Raw genomic sequence first — 18519 nt, forward strand, 5'->3', positions numbered from 1 at the left:
GCGCACTATGGGAAAAGTGATCCAGCGCCATCCGTGGACAGTTTTATTGTCGATGAAGATTCGTCTGCGCCAATTGAACTTGTTATCAACAAAACCACTATCGAAGCGTCGGGAGAAGGAGCATTTATCTTTTACTGCAAATTTGCAGATCGCGTCGGTAACGTCGGGCCTTCTTCCGAACCTTTTCAGTTTGATGTTCGGCTGACACCGGCACCCAGTGGGTTGCAACCACCTGAAGTGCCGGAAAACGACGACGGTGTAGTAGATTTAAAAGATGCCTACCCTGATGTCGCCGTGGTCATTCCTGAATTTTCTAATGGTCAGCCGAACGATGTGGCCCGAGTCACCTTCAACGGAAAGGTGCAACCCGACAAGCCTACTGATGGCACCACTCCGGTCATTGTCGACGTACCGTTCAGGGACGTCGCAGACGGCGGTGATGGTCCGAAGGACGTGACGGTGAATTACGCGATCATTCGAAACAGCAACCCGTTTCCGGAAGCGACAGGGGCGACCATCAATGTCGATCTGTCGATCCCTGGTCCAGCCAATCCTGAGCCTGATCCGGACAAAGGTAATCCGAACTTGGTTGCTTTGGTAGTCAAGGGTTCCACAGGCGATAACACTTTGGTGGAGGCAGATGTTGGCAACTTGATCGACATTGAGTTGACTATTCCTGATCCCACGACGTTGGATGCCGGTGATGTTTTCGATTTGGAATACGACGGTAAAATAGTTCCGCCTCCAGAAGGTCGTTATACGGTCGTCGGCGGTGAGGCCGATGATTTCAAGATTCCATTCAAGCTACCGTCTGATGTTTTTGTGGCTGCAAAAAACGGGAAAAAGATAGCGCGCTACATCATCACCAATCCGGCAAATGGCAGCAATGCGAATCCATCAGTGCCGACTACGGTAGATGCTTATGTTATTCCAGTGACATTGCCGGACCCCGTTATTCAGAATCTTTATACAAATCCGGGTAATATTGTGTATCTCAACTGTTCTTCTCTTCGCGATATTCCTGTGGTAGGTAAGGCCGCAGTCGTCCGTGTTGCAGGAGGCGGTTCACTCGTTGCTGACTTGAAATTGGACTTCGTCTGGAAAGGTACACCGCTTTCAGGAGGGGACGATATTCCCGATTACCCGTTCAGCAAAACGTTGCAGGGCAATGAACATACGGCGGGATTCGAAGTTTACCTGCCCTTCAATGCTGCCCTCAGACCTATCAGGGATGGGCGCGGAGTCATTTCATATACAGCGGAGATTGATGGCCGTACTCATACCTCCGAGGATCACGACGTCAGAGTGGTCGTGGTTGATAATGCAGGGACATTCTGTCCCGGCACTCAGGATGCCTAATTAACGGTCAATGCAGGCGGGGACATATCCCCGCCTTCTTTTATTTGACATACACGGTAAAAATATCCATCGAAGAAAGGGATTTTTCCTACAGAGCGAAGTAATTAATGTCTGTACGGTGCGTGCGGACGAAACTTCTTTTGTTGAAATACATCCGCTAAATGTCGAAGGAGTACATATGGGCATCTGTACGGTTCTTTATCCATTGAAGGTATCAAAAACAAAGCTGGCTTGGTTCGCCCTGGCCCCAGTCCTTTCCTCAAGCCCGCTGGCCTTTGCCCTCACATCCATCGAAGCGGGTCAAACACTGACCATTGATAGTACAACCGCACAAGACAACTATCGCGCCCGCGATGGTGGTGTATTGAACGCCAATGATTCGAATACTTATGAAGTGTTGATCACCACCGGTTCGCAATTGAATGTGGTAGGAGGGACTTATGCCGGGCGTTCGGGCAACGCTGGGATTACCCTCGTCAATGCCCGTGCCGATGTGAGCGACGCCATTGTGACCGGTACCCGAATGGGGATGTCGATCGCCCGGGCGACGGGTACGACCACAGGTTCGACTGCCGTGATCAGTGGCAGCCGGATTACCGGGCAGACCTCCGGAATCGAAACCGGTGGCGGCGCTGACATCCAATTGACTGATACGCATCTGACCGGTACCGGCGCGAACAGCTTTGGCTTGAATTCGTTCGGTGCCGAAGTCAGGGCCAAGGGCGGTAGCATCACCGGCGGCATGAACGGTATTCGCTTGCGTCCCGACGGGGAGGGCGTCGGCAGCGGCGCCAATGTGACGCTGGACAATGTAGAGGTGCGAGGGGTAGCGGGTGCAGCCATTCTCGCCAATGGTGGGGGGACCGCACAGATCAATGTGCTGAATTTCACCCGTCTGCTTGCCGGCAACGGCGTACTGCTCGATGTGCAAGCCGCTTCCACCGCAACGATGACGGTGGCTGACAGCACCTTGGAAGGCAACATCAATGTTACCGGTAACAGCCTCGCCAATCTGACTTTCAATCACGGCCACATGGTGGGTGATGTCATTGTCGATGGCACCTCAACGGCGGATGTCACCTTGGAAAGTCATTCGCAGTTCACTGGCCGTCTCGATCAGGTCGACAGCGTGAACGTCAGCACCGATTCGAACTGGACACTGACCGGCAACGATTCGATCGGTGCACTGGGCATGAACGGTGGCACTGTCAGCTTTGGCGCTCCGGACGCCCCCGCTACGTATTACCAGTTGAATGTCGGCACGCTCTCCGGTAACGGGACATTTGCGATGAAGGGCGATTTCGCCAGCGGCGAGCATGATTTTCTCAATGTCGCCGGAGCGTCCTCGGGCGATTTCGCCCTGGCTGTCGCGGCCTCTGGTCTGGACGCGGCCTCGCCACAGCAGTTGACGCTGGTACGTACCGGCACCACCGACGCTGCGAATTTTGCCTTGGCCGGCGAGCAGAGGGTCGACGTCGGTACCTGGTCTTACGGTCTGGCCAGCCGGGAAATCGGGGGCGGCGCGAAGGAGTGGTTTCTCGACCCGACCACCGAGGTCATCAGCCCCGGCGCGCGCTCGGTTCTGGCCTTGTTCAATACTGCACCGACTGTCTGGTATGGCGAATTGGCGTCTCTGCGCGATCGCATGGGGGATCTGCGTTTGAACGGCGGCAAAGGCGGGGCGTGGAGTCGTGCTTACGGCAGCAAATACAACGTCGCCGATGGGTCAGGTGTCGGTTATCAGCAGACGCAACAGGGATTTTCCCTCGGCGCCGATACACGGGTGGGGGAGAGCGACGTGCTGATCGGGATCCTCGCCGGCACGAGCGAGTCCGACCTGAATCTCAATCGCGGCACCTCCGGCACGGTGAAAAGCTACTACGTGGCGCCCTATGTAACCTGGCTCGGTGACGACGGTTACTATGCCCACGGCACCTTCAAATGGAACCGCTTTCGCAACGAGTCCAAAGTCAACTTGAGCGACGGTACTCGCGCCAAAGGCGATTACGACAACTGGGGACTGGGTGGATCCGCCGAGTTCGGCCGGCAAATCAAACTGGCGGATGGCTATTTCATCGAGCCGTTTACGCAATGGTCGGCGGTGCAGATTCAGGGCAAGCGCTACACATTGGACAACGACATGCAAGCTGACGGTGATCGCATGCGCTCGCTGCTCGGCAAGGCCGGCGCAACGGTCGGTCGCAACATCGGCTTCGGCCACGGCGCAATCGCCCAACCTTATCTGCGCGCAGCCATCGTCCACGAATTCGCATCGAACAACGAGGTGAAGGTGAACGACAACGTTTTCAACAACGACTTGTCAGGCTCCCGCGCTGAGTTCGGCGCGGGGGTGGCGGTGGCAATGTCGGAGAAATGGCAGGTGCATGCGGGAGTGGCTTACTCGAAGGGGGAGCATATTGAACAGCCGTATGGGGTGAATATGGGGTTGACGGTTCGCTGGTAACTACTGCGTTGTAGATCAAGGTGTATCGTATTCAACATAACCTTCACGGCCGCTGTTCTGTCGAGGAACAGCGGCCTTGTCATTGCGGTTGATCAGTCTTGCCTGGTGTCGAAGCCACCGGCTATCCCGCAGCTCCGGCGCGGTTGTGCCTGCACCGACCCGCCAATCAACCGCTAACACATCAGGTTACAGGAATATTCCGGCTACGTTGTTAGTATAAAAATTGACTCCTCCGTCCTCACTACCGTGATTGAGATTTTTCCTCCACCAACGGTCGGAAGAGTGAATCTGATTGGACCAGAATGCACTGCTGACATCGGCAGAAGGCGAGGGCGACCAGCCAACGAAATAGCTGACTGAGGGTTGATGGCCTGCATAGGAGTCCCAGAACTGACGCAGTTCGTCCATTGAGGGCAGGCGCAGGCCGTGCGCTTTCAGGACATTGGGAGCGTGATACATATTGTAGTTACCGCCAGGACAAGCCCATACTCTGATACCCGAGACAGTCACCGTATGAGTGGCTGTTCGGCCTTTGCTGTCTCTAGCCGTCATGACTGCCTGCCCGTTCCCGACTGCCCCAACCCTACCGTTCTGATCAATCACGGCAACGTTGGTGTTGCTGGATGAATAGGTATAACCCGGCTCACCTCCCGTCGCTGTGCGTGTATAGGACGCAAAAGCTGGCGGATTCGTTGGCGGCCGCCCCCGGGCAACGTGGTAAGTCGGCAGGGAGAGAGAAACACTCTGCCCAAAGCTTAAAGGCGGAATAGGGGATTTCACTTCGAACGTCCACGCATTCGACACCGGATTACTGCCATAGAGCGCTTTGGCGGTAATGCTATGAGTCCCGACACCAACCGACATGCTGACTTCACCCCATCCACCGCTGCTATTGACCGGTGCGTTCTGTCTGGCAGAACCGTTATCGCGAACTTCGACGCTGGCATTTGATGACGCACTGCCACTGACAAACACGGTGGTTGCCGTGGTCGTGCTGCCGGGATAAATATTGTTACCCTGAGAATCTCTGACCCTCGTAACACTCGGCGTGACCTGCAGTAGCACAGTAAAGTCCCGCGCCGCCGACACTGGATTATTCTCATACAGACCTTTGACCGTGATGCTGTGCTCGTCAATCGCAAGACCACTAGCGGTACCTTTCCATTGCTTTTTGGCGTCGACCGTCACTGGTGAGCCAATGCTTGTCCCCTTGTCGTAAAGCTGGACTTGTTCGCGCGGGGTGCCGGTACCCACCAGATTCACCGTGGTGTCATAGGTGGTTTTGTCTTGAGCCACTTCCCCAAGGGAGTCCTTGACGGAAGTAATGGTCGGCGACACATGTGTCTCCACATTAAACACCCTTGGCGGATCGGACACTGGATTGCTGGCGTATTCCGCACGCGCAGTCAGGCTGTAGGCCTTCAGGCCAAGGCCGCTGAATGTGTACTGCCAATCGCCGCTCGCGGGAACATCTACCGGGTCGATAACGGTAGTGCTATCGAGCAGTGTGATCGTTTCGTTTGGGCTGGCCTTGCCAGTGAGCTCGACGCTGCGGTAATAGGTCGTCCCGCCCAGGGCGATCTCGCCGCGGATGTCACTGACACTGGAAATGGTCGGCGTTACAGCCTGTGCAACCTTGAAGGTTCTGGCGGGGCTCGATGGCGGGTCGACCTCGTATTTGGCAGTGGCGATGAGGCTGTAACTCCCAACCTTGAGGTTGTTGATGCGGTATTCCCAATGGCCATCGTCATCGACATCCAGGGTGATAATCGGTTGATTGCTTTCCCTCAACTCGATTTGCAGGTTTGGGGTGGCACTGCCAGTGACCAGGACGCTGTTGTCATAGGTGATAGCCCCAGGTTCAACCGGTCCGCGAGAGTCGGTTACCGCGAGGATTTCCGGCGTTTGCGTGAACTTGACGGTGAATGTTCTCGGTCCACTGGACACGGGGTCAGCGTCATACAAGGCTTTGGCGATAATGCTGTAGAGCTTTTCGGTGGGTGTGCTGATGGTGGCCCTCCACTTGCTGTCCTCCTTGACCGGAGCGGTTCCCTTCGATATGGAACCTGCGTCGAACAGTTCAATCGTCTCGCCCCTCGTTGCAGTACCCGAGATGATGACTTCATCGGCGCGGGTCTTGCCGCCTTCTTCGATCTCGCCTCGTACATCTTCCACCAGCGTAATGACAGGGGTTACATAGTCGTAGCGGGTTCTGACGGTCAATTGCCGACGAGGGAACTCGATAGCGCTGTCCTCGTTCCTGCTGCCGTCGAACGTGACCTTGCAGCCGACACTGGCGGGGGAGGAGTGCCGCAGCTTCATCAGTTCGCTTCTGAGCAACACTTCATCAAGGCCGGCATTGATCTGGGTCGGGGTTATTTCCACTCCGTCCAGAATGCGAATGCGATGGCTTTGTCCGGCAGTGGTCATACCGTCGACGAAGAACCAGATGCATTGCCCGGCAGCAATGAACGGCCACGTTTCGAGCAGCGCCTTGGCACCACCGGCAAATTCCATCAGGTCCAGGATGTCATCCTTTGCCTGCGGAATCTGTGGTCGTGGCAATTCGTTTTCAGGGTCCTGAAAGCCCGATACGTTCAGGTCAAATATCATTGATGGTGTGTTGATCGCATAGCGGGTGACCACGTAGTCGACGGACACCCTTTTTGCGATGTTGGCACCGACGACTGCGGGAGGCAGATGATATTGGACGGTACCGCTTGCGTGTCCCGGCAACTCCAGGTCATCGGAAGTACCTGCGCCGGGTGTGCCGAGCCACCTCAGACGGATTACGTCCCGATCCGGATGCATGCTCAGATAGCTGGCAGTTACATCGACACCGTTGAGCCCATCCATAGGGTTCAGTACTCCGTCGACTGCCTGAACCACATCGGGAGGTGGCAACTCACCTACCAGCTCTCCGATCAACAAGGCCAGTGTGGCCGAGTATTCATATCGCTGCGAAGCCGCACGCCACAGTACATAGCGCACATCAACATATTGCCCGATGTTCGCCGTGACATATTTCTTGTCGACCCTGAACCGCACAGGTTTGCCTGCGCTGACGGTGGTAATCGGCAGCCAGTCGCTGGTACTGGACAACGGGTCGAGACTGCGCCAGTAATAAGTCAGCACGTCCTTGTCCAGCGTATTCGCCTCGGCGATCACCACATGCACACTGTCGAATACTTTCGACGGATCAAGCACATCCCCCGGCGGTTCGGCCTCCTCGACCTCGGGTCTGGGCAAAGTCGCCCGGACCTTTTCGACTTTGGCCAGCAAGCGCTCGGATTCTCTGACGTCGAGAAGACCCGGTGCGTCGTTCGCCACTACATAGGAAAGATCGAGCGTGCCGTTGTCGAGCACAGCTATGTGCTTTGCTTCGATGTAGAACGTGACCAGACCTTCCTTGGCCTCGTTGTCGGTGACGATATGCGGAGTCTCATGCAGATACTCATCGCCATTGGCGCGGATACCCAGCCATCTGAGGCAGATCAGGTCACCGTTCTTCATGGCATAGCGGACTTCAACCGTGGCGAAGAGCAGATCCGGTTCGAGGGTATCGCCTATCAGCTCAAGAATGTTCGGCTCGGGCAGCATGTTGACGTCGCCCACTACCGTTGCGAACGCGCGCTTGGAGGACAGCGGGTCGCCACCGTCCTTTTTGTAAAGGATGTAGGAGACGTCGGCGCGGCCCAGAACGATAGCTCTGATCAAGTCATAGGGCACCTTGATTTCCATGACGGAGGGGACGTTGTTGACACCACGGGTTTCGCTGAAGATCGTGGGTTCAGCGTTATCCGGCGGCCTGCCGATGAAGGTCATTACCACTTCGTCGCCGAGACTGAAGTACTGGCTGCTGACATGGATCTGCACGGTGACCGGCTTCTTGTTCAAATCCCTGATAGTGATGACGCCATTGATGGCTTCCTTTATGAACGGAGGTTCCAGGTACCAGCCGCCGGCGTCGATATCGACATAAGTGCGTTTGGAATGGCGATCGGCCCAGTTCCACACTTCGTCATTGATGTCGTATCTGATTTCCCGCTGAAAACCGTCTCCGGCACGGAGAATGTCTGCCTGTTCAATCAGGATTTCGATCGGTTGTCTGTTTTCGGCCTGCTCCTGCGTGACGATGTGAGCAGGAAGCTGATGATCGCCAATAACCGGGCGAACCTTGTCGTTACGGGTGCAATACACGTAGTGAGGGATGGTGGCCAACACGCCTTTTTTTGCCCATTCGGCATCGATCACGCCCTGTTCAACCAACTCAGGCGGCAATTGCACGATATTCAGTTCTGAATGGCCGTCGGGCAAATGCGGTTCTTTATCACGGTCTCCTGGCTTGTAAAGCTTGATCAGTATGCGCAAGGAGGCCGACGGCGGGTCGGCTTCGGTTTCACCCACTCGGGTCAGCACGTAATGGCAATCTTCGGCCCACCCGGACTCTGCAGGCGTCGGCAAATAGAAAAACACCCTTTGATTGACTTCGTCGGCCGTCACGAATCGTTCGAGTACTTTCTCGTTGTTCCACCAGATATCCAGCCTGTCACCTTCGCTCATCAGGGGCAGATAAGGATTGACCATGCACAACAAACCCTTGGGGTCTTCGGTTGCGACCTTGATGCCAATGCCGCCATCGCCGTCTTGCACCGGTTCGTGCATCCCCGGGATCAGTAGCGGGCGCAGTGCCAGTGTGGCGCTGTCTTGCTTGATGGGAGGGAAGCGGAAGTTCTTGTGAGTTGGCATCAGGCGAGTCCTCTGGACGAGCGTGGCGTTGTGTCGCGGCGTTCAATGCGGACGCAACTGCGACGACCCAGGGGGCTTGCAGACGCGGCAGATTTGGCAAGCATGGGCGTGCACTCCGGTCGGGTGATGGAGTGATTGAACCTGTGTTGATGGATTTGCACACCTGTCAAACCTGACAGGTGCCGACGGCTTCCAGATGAACGGTAGGCTTCAGGAATCGGGGCTGAATGTGTGTTTGATTGGCAAGCCGGGTTAGAGCACTCGGGCGCTACCTGGAACGGAGGCGTTCCCTGATGAACAGGCCGGCGGGAGGCTGTTTTTCAAGCGCAATCCAAGGACAGCTCAGGGCTTTTGAAGTGTCTTCTGCCGCACTATGTAAATCGTCACCAGCACCGCACTCGTCAGCATGAACCCACGTGCCCAAACCAGCGGCACCAGATAGCACGAGAACAGGATGCTCACCCACATCAGGCCGATCGCGTAGACCTTGCCTTTGAGCGGGATGCCGTTGCCTTCGAGGTAGTCGCGGATCCATGGCCCCAGCCGTGGATGTTCGACCAGCCAACGATAGAAGCGCGGAGAGCTGCGCGCGAAGCAGGCTGCGGCGAGCAGGAGGAAGGGGGTGGTGGGCAGGACCGGCAGGAAAATGCCGATCACCCCCAATGCGACGCTGAGCCAGCCGATGGCCAGCAGGACGTAGCGCAACATCAGGGGGCGGTTGCCTATGGGGTTGTCCATAGGCCGGGTCTTAGTGGTGACGAGGCTTGAGGATCGCCGGTTTTTCGTCGGGGGCCTGGCACAGCAGGTACAGCGCGGTCAGGGCTTCCGGGATCTGAACGATCATGTCGTCCATCAGGTTGGCGTCCTTGGCGATGTCTTCGAATTCAGGCTGCTCGTCGAACAGGCCGGAACCGACCATGATCGGCAGGAGCATTTCGCTGACTTCTTCTTCGGCGGTTTCGAACCAGGCCGCTTCGCGCAGGAACACGCCTTCCATGAAACCGATGCACCAGCCACGCAGTTCGGAGTCGTCCGGCTCTTCGCCCAGATCCAGTTCGCACGGCAATTCGAATTCTTCATCCGAGGCCAGTTGGCGAGCGATGTGCGCCTTGAGGCCGATCAGAGTGGCTTCGATTTCGGCACGCTGGGCTTCGTCGGTGTAATGCGGCTCCTCGGCGAACAGCGCGTCGATCCACTCGCGCTCCGGAACGTCTTCGGAGCAGATCGACAGCGCGGTCAGGTAACCGTGGGCGGCGACGTAATCCAGCGCCTCGTCGTGCAGCTCGTCGGCGTCGAGGAAGACTTGCAGGCGGGTCAGTTGCTCAGCGAAGGACATTACGGGGCTACCTTGGGGAATAAACAATGCGGGAATTCTAGGCCTTCTTGCGCGCTCTAGCCAGCCGCTTGGCAGATTTGCCCGAATTACCGGCCTCACTGGAAAGATGAATAACCCTGTGGGAGCGAGCCTGCTCGCGAAGGCGCTGTATCAGGCACTTTTCTATCGACTGACAGGTCGCTTTCGCGAGCAGGCTCGCTCCCACAGGGTTTTGTGTGTGGCAGGTTTATCAGTGTCTTCTCAGCGGCACCCTGTGCGGCGAAGGCCTCGGGTATACTGCCGCGTTTTGCGATCCCTGCTGGCGCTGCGCTGGTCATGCAATGTGTTCTTACGTTTTGTTTAAGCAGCCGAAGCTGCTCTGAACCAGCCTGAGCAGGGATGTATCGGTAGATTTTTGGAGTTTTTATGCTCGAACAGGCTCAACGCGTCCTCAAGGACATCTTCGGCTACGACAGTTTCCGTGGCCGTCAGGGTGCGATCATTGAGCGCGTGGCCAGCGGCGGTGATGCGCTGGTGCTGATGCCTACCGGTGGCGGCAAGTCGTTGTGCTTCCAGGTGCCGGCGCTATTGCGTGAAGGTCTGGCGGTGGTCGTTTCGCCGTTGATCGCGTTGATGGACGATCAGGTCGCCACCCTCGAAGAACTGGGCGTGGCCGCCGCTGCGCTGAACTCCACGCTGAGTGCCGAGCAGCAGCGCGATCTCGCTCTGCGCATCAAGCGCGGCGAAGTGAAAATGCTCTATCTGGCGCCCGAGCGCTTGGTGCAGCCGCGCATGCTGGCATTCCTGCAAAGCCTGGAAATCGCTTTGTTCGCCATCGACGAAGCGCATTGCGTATCGCAATGGGGCCACGATTTCCGCCGCGAATACCTGCAACTGGGTCAATTGGCAGAGCTGTTCCCCAACGTTCCGCGCATTGCCCTCACCGCGACCGCCGACAAGCGCACCCGCGAAGAAATTGTCGATCGCCTGCACCTGCAGAACGCCGAGCGCTTCCTGTCGAGTTTCGACCGCCCGAACATCTTCTATCGCATCGTGCCCAAGGAACAGCCGCGCAAACAGTTGCTGGCGTTCCTCGCCGAGCGGCGCAGCGATGCCGGCATCGTTTATTGCCTGTCGCGCAAGAAGGTCGAAGAAGTTGCGGCGTTCCTCAGCGAACAGGGTTTTCCGGCGCTGCCGTATCACGCCGGTCTGCCCAACGATCTGCGCGCCTATCACCAGAAGCGCTTCCTCAATGAGGAAGGCCTGATCATGGTTGCGACCGTGGCGTTCGGCATGGGCATCGACAAGCCCAACGTACGCTTTGTCGCGCACCTTGATCTGCCTAAATCCCTCGAAGCGTATTACCAGGAAACCGGGCGCGGCGGCCGTGACGGGCTGCCGGCGGATGCGTGGATGGCTTACGGTCTGCAAGACGTGGTGATGCTCAAGCAGATGCTGCAGAACTCCGAAGGCGACGAGCGGCACAAGCGTCTGGAGCAGCACAAGCTCGACGCCATGCTCTCGCTGTGCGAAGAAACCCGCTGCCGCCGGCAGGCGTTACTGGCCTATTTCGACGAAGACATGCCCGAACCGTGCGGGCATTGCGACAACTGTGTAGACGGCGTGCAGACCTGGGACGCCACCGAGCCTGCACGTCAGGCATTGTCGGCGATTTTCCGCACCGGCCAGCGCTATGGCGTCGGTCATCTGGTCGACGTGTTGCTGGGCAAGGACAACGAAAAGGTTCGCAGCTTTGGCCATCAGCACCTGTCGGTGTTCGGCGTTGGCAAGGCGTTGAGCGAGAGCGAGTGGCGCTCGCTGTTTCGCCAGTTGGTGGCACGTGGGTTGGCCGATGTCGATCACGAGGGTTATGGCGGTCTGCGCTTGAATGACAGTTGCCGGCCGCTGCTCAAAGGCGAAGTGAAGCTGGAACTGCGCCGCGACCTGAAACCGCAAGTCACCGCCAAAACCGGCAGCAAGAGCCAGGCCAGCCAACTGGTGCGCGGCGAAGAACGCGAACAGTGGGAAGCCTTGCGCGCACTACGGCGCAAGCTCGCCGAAGAACACGGCGTGCCGCCATATGTCATCTTCCCTGACTCGACGCTATTGGAAATGCTCCGCAGCCAACCGACCTCGCTGGCGGAAATGGCCCGAGTCAGCGGCGTTGGCGCACGCAAGCTGGAACGTTACGGCGAAGCCTTCCTCGAAGTACTCGGCGGCGAGGCGGAGGCGCCGAAGGTGGTCGCCGATGTCCGTCACGAGCTGATCACCCTTGCCCGCGCCGGCATGACCCCGCTGCAGATCGCCGGGCAGTTGCAGTGCTCGGAGAAGAACGTCTACGCCATGCTCGCCGAAGCCATCGGCAAGCAACAATTGTCGCTGGAGCAGGCGCTGGATTTGCCTGAGGAATTGATGGGCGAAGTGCAGGACGCGTTTCTCGACGGGGAGGGCGAGTTGCCGTCCGTCGCTGAAGTGGCTGAGCTGTTTGCCGGGCGTGTGCCGGAAGGCGTGCTGTATTGCGTGCGGGCGGCTTTGCAGTCTGAATTCGAGATGTGAAACGACGTATGCGCCAAGCCCCGTGCAGTTGTAACGATTCAGTACAGAGCGACTCTTGCCTATAACTGCCGCCCATGCTTAGCTGACTAATAATTAGATTTTCCGTATTTTCAGTCTAACCGTGAGTGTTTTATGCCGTTAACCGATCAACATCGCTTTGGTATGCAACTGGCCCAGATGTCCCGTGGCTGGCGTGCCGAACTGGATCGTCGCCTCGCCGGGCTGGGCCTGTCGCAGGCGCGCTGGCTGGTGCTGCTGCATCTGGCGCGTTTTGAAGAGGCACCGACCCAACGCGAACTGGCGCAGAGTGTCGGCGTCGAAGGCCCGACCCTGGCGCGCTTGCTTGATAGTCTGGAAAACCAGGGACTGGTGCAACGCCAGTCAGTGATGGAAGACCGTCGGGCGAAAAAAATCGTGCTCTGCGCACCTGCCTTGCCTCTGATCGAACAAATCGAAACCATTGCCACGCAACTGCGCCACGAATTGTTCGAGGGCGTCGATGAGGCGGATTTGAAGGTGTGCATGCGCGTACACGGGCACATTCTGGCCAACCTGGAAAAATCTTGAGGCACATCCCGGTGGCGATTTTTTGAGAGATCGCGCTGAGCCGACTATAAGAACTACTGGGCAATATCGTGTTCGTACCGGATGTGCGAACGCATAGAAACCGGTTTTGCTTATTTAAGGGATGCTCATGCTCGCAAGTCGGCACGTGCTGCGCGGGGGCGCCAAATGGCTGCTGCTCGCTGGCGTATTCAGCTATTCGACCTGGTCGATGGCGTTGGGGTTGGGCGAAATCACTGTTCACTCAGCCCTCAATCAGCCGTTCAAGGCCGACATCGCGCTGGTCGATGTCGGCACGTTGACGCAAAACGATCTCTCGGCCAGCCTGGCTTCGGCGGATGAATTCGGCCGGGCCGGTGTCGAGCGGGTGTTCTTTCTCAATGATCTCAAATTCACTCCGATCCTGCGCGGCAGCCGCCAGATGATCCGGGTGACGTCCGGCAAACCGGTCAACGAACCTTTCCTGAATTTCCTCGTGCAGCTCGATCAGCCCAACGGCCGTCTGCTGCGCGAGTACACGGTGCTGATCGACCCGCCGGGTTCGCCGGGCATTGTGCCCGCCACCGACGAGCCGGATCCGCGCCCGCAATCCTCTGAATTTCCAACCGTCGAACCGGTTACCGCACCGCCCCAGGCTGCCCAGGGCAAACGCACTGCGGCGCCTGTGCCGCCAACGCCGGCGGCACCTGCCAACGATGCGCAGGCCGAGCAACTGGCCGCCAGCGTGCTGCTCACCCAGCAACTGCAAAAGACCCTCGACGAACAGAATCTCAGGCTGCAAGAGCAGCAAGTGCAAATAGCCGACGGCAAGAAGCAGATCGAGGAGTTGCAAACCCGTCTGGCCGAAGTGCAGAAAGCGCCGCCACCACCTGTGGTCGCGCCGGCTCCGGCCGCTGTTTCAGCCCCGGTCGAGGCGGCAGACGATGGCGTGAACTGGCCGCTGCTCGGCGGACTGATATTGCTGCTGGGCGTGCTGGCTGCGTTGCTCATACGTCGCCGTCAGCAACGTTCGACAGCAGACGGCACGCCGCTGCCGCTATTGCCCGTGAGCGCCGAAGAAGAAGTCGACGAGCCCGAGCTTCAACAATCTGTCGGTGCGCACGCGGCCGCTGACCATCGTGACGAGCCCGGTGCCGGCGACGTGCTGGAGGCCGTGGGCATCTATCTGGCCTACGGTCGACTCAGCGAAGCGGCCGGGCTGCTGCGCGATGCCTTGCACAAGGAGCCTGAACGCACTGATCTCGGTCTGCAGTTGCTGGAGGTTCTTGGGCGCCAGGGTGACAGCGGCGCTTTTGAACAGCAGGAAAACCGCCTGCGTGCGCTTGGCGTCGATGACCGTGAACTGATTGAAATCCGCGCTCGCCATCCAAAACTGGCAGGCGCCGCACCGGCGGCATTTGCAGCAACGCCAATCGCGCCCGAACTGCCCGTGGCCTCGGCAGCGACCGCAGCCGCGCCGCTTGCAGCGTCGCCCAGCGCTCTCGAGGATGATTTCGAATTGAATCTGGGCGAGCTGTCCATGGATTCAAATTGGGATCTGAACGACAGCCGCGCTGATGCCGCCGCACCGCCGATCGATGATCCAGAGCTGGGCACCAGCCTGTCGGTGTTACCTGTCGATTTCGAACTGCCACAGGCTGCATCTGCCGAAGAAGCTGAACTTGAGTGGATCCCCGAGCCCGACGCCCAGCCGCTCGACGATGACTTTCTCAATGAGTTCGGCGATCCCGAGCCGCCGCTGGTGCTGGAACCTCTGGATCTGCAATTACCCGAGTCCACCGACACTGACACCGAGGCCGCCGGCAAGCTCGAACAGGCACAAACCTGCATCGACGACGGCGACATCGACAGTGCAATCGCGCTGCTCAATGAATTGCTCAGGGAAGGGGATGAGCCGTTGAAGCAAACCGCGAGGACGTTGTTGGCGGGGATTCGCTGAGCGCCAACGGATTTCGTGTTCATCCGAGACCGCTTTCGCGAGCAGGCTCGCTCCCACAATGGAATGTGCTTTCCCTGTGGGAGCGAGCCTGCTCGCGAAGGCGTCAGAACGTCTGCCCTAGATTCAGATAAACCGCCTGCTCATCCGCATCATTCAACCCATACGTGAAGTTCAACGGCCCCAGTGGCGTGTCGAAGCCGATAAACACACTCGCGGCATTGATGTAGCCGCTGTCGAATTCATTGTCGTTGTTCCACGCCCGACCGCGTTCCACCGAGGCGCCGGCGTACAGCGGGAAGTCCAGCGGCAGGTACGAGCGCGGCGTCAGGCGGCGGTAGTACACCGCGCGCATCAGGCTGACGTTCTGCCCGGACAGCGCATCCTCACGGAACCCCGACAACTGCCGCGCGCCGCCGAGCAGGAAGCTTGAGGTCACCACATTGGCGTCGTCCAGCGTCCGACCGTAGCGCCCGCCCAGAATCAGCGTGTCGAGGCCATGGCTCATGGCCTTGTCGAAATTCAGTTCCCACTGGCGATAGCGATTGTCTGAACCCAGGCCCGGTTCGAACTGGGCAAACGTCAGGCTGACGTCCTTGCCTTCGTGCGGAAAGTAGACGTTGTCCAGCGAGTCGTAGGAATACTTCACGGAATAGAAGCCTTCGTTGAAACTCTCGCTCGGCAGATCCTGATCACCGATGCGCACATCAGCTTTGCCCCAGGCCTGGCCGACGCCGAGTCGCACTTCACCGTTGTTGCCGATCTGCCGCCCAAGGTTGAGGCCGAAGCCGTAGCGCTCGACCCGATACTGCGCGATCGGATCGTTATCCAGCACCGAATCAACGTTCTGCGCCTCGAACGACCCATAGGGCGCGACGAAGTAACGCGAGCCGACGTCCAGCGGCTGATAGAACTCGCTGTACAGCTCCTGCTTGTCGCCGATCTGCGCGCGGGTCAGCCATTCCGCGCCGAGGCGGTTGATGCCGTTGACGCGATAGCTCGCACCAAGGTTGAAAGCACTGTCGCCGCGCATGTCGTCCGACAGATTGAGGCCGACCCGCAAATAATCGGTACCGCTGCGCTTGCCGCTGGCGCTGATGACCAGTGTGTGATCCTGGCCTTTGTGCACGACGCGGTAACGCACTTGATCGAAGTAATCGAGGCCGTACAGCGTGCCCATGTCCGAATGCAGGCGGCCCAGGTCCAGCGGCGCGCCGATCGGTTGGCGGATGTAATAGCGAATCACGTCATCGTCAACTTTCGAATCGTTTTCGACGCGGATCGCCGTAATGATCGGCGTGCGCTGTCCCGGCTGGCGGGCGGCGTTCAGTTCCGCGTCCTGGGTTTCCGTCGGCTTGAGTTGCGCCAGCCGCGCATCGAGGATCCGCGTGGCGCGGTAACCGGCGTCGATCATCTCCTGAGCCTTGCCGAAATCGGTCACGCCGAACGCGGCCAGCGCAGGCTGGATCAATACGTCATTGGCATGCAGAGTCGCCAGTTGTTCTTCGGAGTTGCGCCGGGTCATCAAGGTGATCGACTGATTGAGCACGTCCACCACGGTAGTCAACTGCTTGCGGTTGCGCAGCGGTGTGCCGATGTCGACGACGATGGCAATGTCGACACCCATTTCCCGCGCGACATCCAGCGGGATGTTGTCGGTCATGCCGCCGTCCACCAACAACCGGCCATCAAGCTCGACCGGGGCGAACACTGCGGGGATGGACATGCTCGCGCGGATCACTTGCGGCAGGTGGCCTTTGCGGAACACCACTTTTTCACCATTGGCGATGTCGGTGGTCACGGCGCGAAACGGGATCGGCAGTTTGTCGAAGTCGCGGGTGTCGCTGGTGTGCGCCAACAGGCTTTCCAGCAACAGTGCGAGGTTCTGGCCCTGAATCACCCCCAATGGCAGGCCGAGACTGCCGTCGTCGCGGAAGCTGAGTTTCTGCTTCACCAGAAAATCGCGGTCGTCCTGCTTGCGGCGAAATGGCACGTCCTCACGCGGCGGCGCATCGGACAGCGCCGCTTGCCAGTCGATGCTCAGGGCGAGCTTTTCCAGTTCATCGATCTTGTAGCCCGAGGCGTACAGCCCACCGACCACCGCGCCCATGCTGGTGCCGGCAATCGCATCGATCCTGATGCCTTGTTCTTCCAGCGCCTTGAGCACGCCGATGTGCGCCAGCCCGCGCGCAGCACCGCCGGACAGCACCAGGCCGACTTTCGGTCGTGGCGCCTCACTGGCGAGAACCAGCAGGGGAAGGAAACCAAGCAGCAGGCAGAGCAGCAAACGGCGCATTGTGAGTCTCGGGGCAAGCGGTAAAGCCGGCTATTATAGCGGCGCCCTCTGTCTCAGGAGTTTCAGCGATCATGACCGTCGCCAAAGCCGAAGTTGTCATCACTTATTGCACCCAATGCCAGTGGCTGCTGCGCGCGGCGTGGCTGGCCCAGGAGCTGCTCAGCACTTTCGCTGACGACCTGGGCAAAGTGTCATTGGTGCCGGGCACCGGCGGGGTGTTTCACATCACTTGTGCGGGTGTGCAGATCTGGGAGCGCAAGGCCGACGGTGGTTTTCCCGAGGCCAAGGTATTGAAACAGCGAGTGCGCGATCAGATCGATCCTGACCGCGACCTCGGCCACAACGACCGCACTCAGTGAGAGGCGGCCTCGGCGGCGACGGTTTTCTTGTCGGCCGAGCCTGACATCCGCGCCGACACCACAATCGCGACGATGATCAACGCGCCACCGATGAGCATCCGCAGGGTCGGGGTTTCGCTGAACAGCAGCCAGGCGATGGTGATGCCGTAGACCGGCTCCATGGCGAACACCACTGCCGCCGTGCGTGCCTTGATCACCGCCAGACTGGCGACGAACAGGCTGTGCGCCACGCCCGTGCAGAACACTCCGAGCAGGGCGATCCACAACCAGTCCAGCGCTCGGACCTGACTCAACTGCGGCGCCGCGACCGGCAACAGACACAACGCCACGACGACGTTCTGGCACAACGCCGCCTGCACCGCCGGGATGCGCCCGGAACTGGCGCGGTTGGTCAGCGACAGCAGGGAAAACAGCAGGCCGGACAGTACGGCCCAAAGCAAGCCGACGGTGGCGCCGCTGCCCAGATCAAATGCGGGCGTCACCAGCACCAGACCGATGCTGACCAATACCACCAGGACGATTTCATTGGCACGGATGCGTTCGCGGAAAATCAGTCCTTCGAGAATCACCGTAAACGCCGGGAAACTGGCAAAGCCCAAGGTGGCGATGGCCACCCCGGCGATCTTCACCGATACGAAAAAACTCACCCAGTGCCCAGCCAGCAACACGCCGCTGAGGGCGAGGCGCCGCCAGTCCACGGCCTGAAGTTTCTGCCAACCATGCTGGCTGGCGAAACGGGCGAAAAATGCCAGGGCGAGCACGGCAAAAGCCGCACGTCCAAAGACGATCACAGCAGGGGATGCGGCAGCGAGTTTGCCGAACACACCGGTCAGGCCGAACATCAAAGCGCCTATATGCAGGGCGCCGAGGGCAGTACGCGGAGTCATTGCAATCCTTGAAAGACAGAACAATTGCGCGCCA

Annotated in this window: 11 protein-coding genes; 6 read left to right on the forward strand and 5 right to left on the reverse strand. The window is 58.8% G+C overall.

What is annotated here, in order from left to right:
* Positions 1 to 33 precede the first annotated feature (33 nt).
* The gene (locus OK411_RS08490; protein WP_264364733.1) at positions 34 to 1359 is read left to right on the forward strand and encodes a hypothetical protein; all 1326 of its coding nucleotides are present in this window, start codon (positions 34 to 36) and stop codon (positions 1357 to 1359) included.
* Positions 1360 to 1477: 118 nt separating this feature from the next.
* A complete protein-coding gene (locus tag OK411_RS08495; protein ID WP_264364734.1) occupies positions 1478 to 3823 on the forward strand; it encodes an autotransporter outer membrane beta-barrel domain-containing protein in 2346 nt (781 codons plus the stop codon).
* A gap of 186 nt (positions 3824 to 4009) precedes the next feature.
* Here OK411_RS08495 and OK411_RS08500 read toward each other — a convergent pair whose 3' ends face one another.
* From OK411_RS08500 to OK411_RS08510, 3 genes are all read right to left on the reverse strand, one after another.
* Positions 4010 to 8572 carry a hypothetical protein gene (locus tag OK411_RS08500; protein WP_264364735.1) on the reverse strand — a complete coding sequence of 1521 codons (4563 nt, stop codon included), beginning with the start codon at positions 8570 to 8572 and terminating at the stop codon, positions 4010 to 4012.
* Positions 8573 to 8914: 342 nt separating this feature from the next.
* A complete protein-coding gene (locus OK411_RS08505; protein WP_071171392.1) occupies positions 8915 to 9310 on the reverse strand; it encodes a YbaN family protein in 396 nt (131 codons plus the stop codon).
* Between the two features lie 10 nt (positions 9311 to 9320).
* On the reverse strand, positions 9321 to 9908 hold the full coding sequence (locus OK411_RS08510; protein ID WP_016771143.1) for a YecA family protein: 588 nt from the start codon (positions 9906 to 9908) through the stop codon (positions 9321 to 9323).
* A 405-nt stretch (positions 9909 to 10313) separates the two neighbouring features.
* On the opposite strand from OK411_RS08510, the gene recQ reads away from it, so the two are divergent.
* From recQ to OK411_RS08525, 3 genes are all read left to right on the forward strand, one after another.
* The gene (recQ, locus tag OK411_RS08515) at positions 10314 to 12443 is read left to right on the forward strand and encodes a DNA helicase RecQ (RefSeq protein WP_024012058.1); all 2130 of its coding nucleotides are present in this window, start codon (positions 10314 to 10316) and stop codon (positions 12441 to 12443) included.
* 132 nt (positions 12444 to 12575) lie between these two features.
* Positions 12576 to 13010, forward strand: coding sequence for a MarR family transcriptional regulator (locus tag OK411_RS08520; RefSeq protein WP_016771142.1), 435 nt, complete (start codon positions 12576 to 12578; stop codon positions 13008 to 13010).
* Between the two features lie 127 nt (positions 13011 to 13137).
* Positions 13138 to 14946, forward strand: a complete 1809-nt coding sequence (locus OK411_RS08525; RefSeq protein ID WP_264364736.1) for a FimV/HubP family polar landmark protein — start codon at positions 13138 to 13140, stop codon at positions 14944 to 14946.
* Positions 14947 to 15049: 103 nt separating this feature from the next.
* Here the strand turns inward: OK411_RS08525 and OK411_RS08530 are convergent, their stop codons facing one another.
* Positions 15050 to 17239, reverse strand: a complete 2190-nt coding sequence (locus tag OK411_RS08530) for a patatin-like phospholipase family protein (RefSeq protein ID WP_264364737.1) — start codon at positions 17237 to 17239, stop codon at positions 15050 to 15052.
* Positions 17240 to 17310: 71 nt separating this feature from the next.
* Here OK411_RS08530 and OK411_RS08535 point away from each other — a divergent pair, with 71 nt between their 5' ends.
* The gene (locus OK411_RS08535; RefSeq protein ID WP_016771139.1) at positions 17311 to 17598 is read left to right on the forward strand and encodes a SelT/SelW/SelH family protein; all 288 of its coding nucleotides are present in this window, start codon (positions 17311 to 17313) and stop codon (positions 17596 to 17598) included.
* Here OK411_RS08535 and OK411_RS08540 read toward each other — a convergent pair.
* Positions 17592 to 18485, reverse strand: a complete 894-nt coding sequence (locus OK411_RS08540) for a DMT family transporter (RefSeq protein ID WP_016771138.1) — start codon at positions 18483 to 18485, stop codon at positions 17592 to 17594. The genes OK411_RS08535 and OK411_RS08540 overlap by 7 nt on opposite strands.
* Between the last annotated feature and the right edge of the window lie 34 nt (positions 18486 to 18519).

The sequence above is a fragment of the Pseudomonas sp. RG1 genome (genome assembly GCF_025910115.1).
GTDB classification, from domain to species: Bacteria; Pseudomonadota; Gammaproteobacteria; order Pseudomonadales; family Pseudomonadaceae; genus Aquipseudomonas; species Aquipseudomonas atacamensis.